This is a genomic window from Duganella sp. SG902, assembly GCF_013376005.1.
GTDB lineage: Bacteria > Pseudomonadota > Gammaproteobacteria > Burkholderiales > Burkholderiaceae_D > Rugamonas.
The window spans coordinates 1-1125 of record NZ_JABMJK010000045.1; the positions used below are offsets into that span (position 1 = coordinate 1).

The 1125-nt window shown below is 57.5% G+C and carries 1 protein-coding gene; it reads right to left on the reverse strand.

Features of this window, described 5'->3' with window-relative positions; genetic code table 11:
* Positions 1-1080, reverse strand: a protein-coding gene (locus tag FHW83_RS30410; protein WP_176650103.1) for an IS3 family transposase whose coding sequence is annotated in 2 segments (ribosomal slippage) — positions 1-831 and positions 831-1080 — 1081 coding nt annotated over the 2 segments. Because the reading frame shifts where the segments join, the coding sequence is not laid out codon by codon here. This gene is flagged as partial in the annotation.
* Between the last annotated feature and the right edge of the window lie 45 nt (positions 1081-1125).

Genomic DNA, 1125 nt, shown 5'->3' on the forward strand with positions numbered 1-1125 from the left:
AAGTCGCCAGCATTTGGCGCCGCTGCCGACCAACTGAGGCCGGGGGGCGATTGCCAAGAGCTGAATGCGGTCGCTCATTGTTATAGAAATGCCGCCATTTCTCAATAACCAGTTTGGCCTCCTGCCGACTGCCAAACCATTCCCTGTTCAGGCACTCGTCGCGCAGCTTGCCGTTGAAGCTTTCAACGAAGCCGTTTTGCCAAGGGCTGCCTGGCTTGATGTAGGCCGGTCCTACGTTTTGATCGCGCAGCCACTTCATGACGGCCGTTGCGGTGAATTCGGCGCCGTTGTCGGAGCGGATGAAGGCGGGCTTGCCGTAGACACGCATCAGCCGCGACAGCGTCAAGATGACGTCGTTGCTGCGCAGGGATTTCCCCACCTCGATGGCCAGGCATTCGCGGGTATTTTCGTCGAGCACGCAGAGCATCTTGTACGTCGCGCCATTCGCCAGGCGGTCATGCACAAAGTCGTAGGTCCAAACGCTGTTGGGGGCCGTCGCACCGGGAACGCGGATATCACTGCCGCAGCGCCGCTTGCGGGGCCGTCGCTTTGGTAAATTCAAGCCCAGTTTGCGCCACAGTCGCCAGACCCTGCTGGTGCTGTTATCGGTCATCACCGCGATGCGCCGATAACCAAAACGGGGATAGCGTGCTGACGCTTCCATCAATTCGATTTCCAAGGCCTTGTCTTTGGCCGGCTGCTTCGGCTCATATCCCGGCACCCGCCTGCTTACCCCGGCAAAACGGCAAGCCGCACGCTCAGACAATCCCTTGCTCTTCAAGATTTCGAGGGCCGCACGCTTGGTCGCCGGGGTTACCATTTTTTTCCGGCGATTTCCTTCAGCCCATCAATGGCCAGCAACTGTTCCGCCAACAGCTTCTTCAACTTGGCGTTTTCAGACTCCAGGTCCTTCAGCCGGCGCGCTTCAGGAACGGTCATGCCTCCGTACTTGTTACGCCAGCGGAAAAAGGTCTGCTCTGTGATGTTGTGCTTCCTGCAGAGGTCCCGTATCACTACGCCGTCAGCCTCAGCCAGGCGCAAAATCCCAATAATCTGCTCGTCGGTAAATCGTTTCTTCATCTAGCCTCCATGTGTAAAAATATCATGAAGACTAACCAGCCGCAT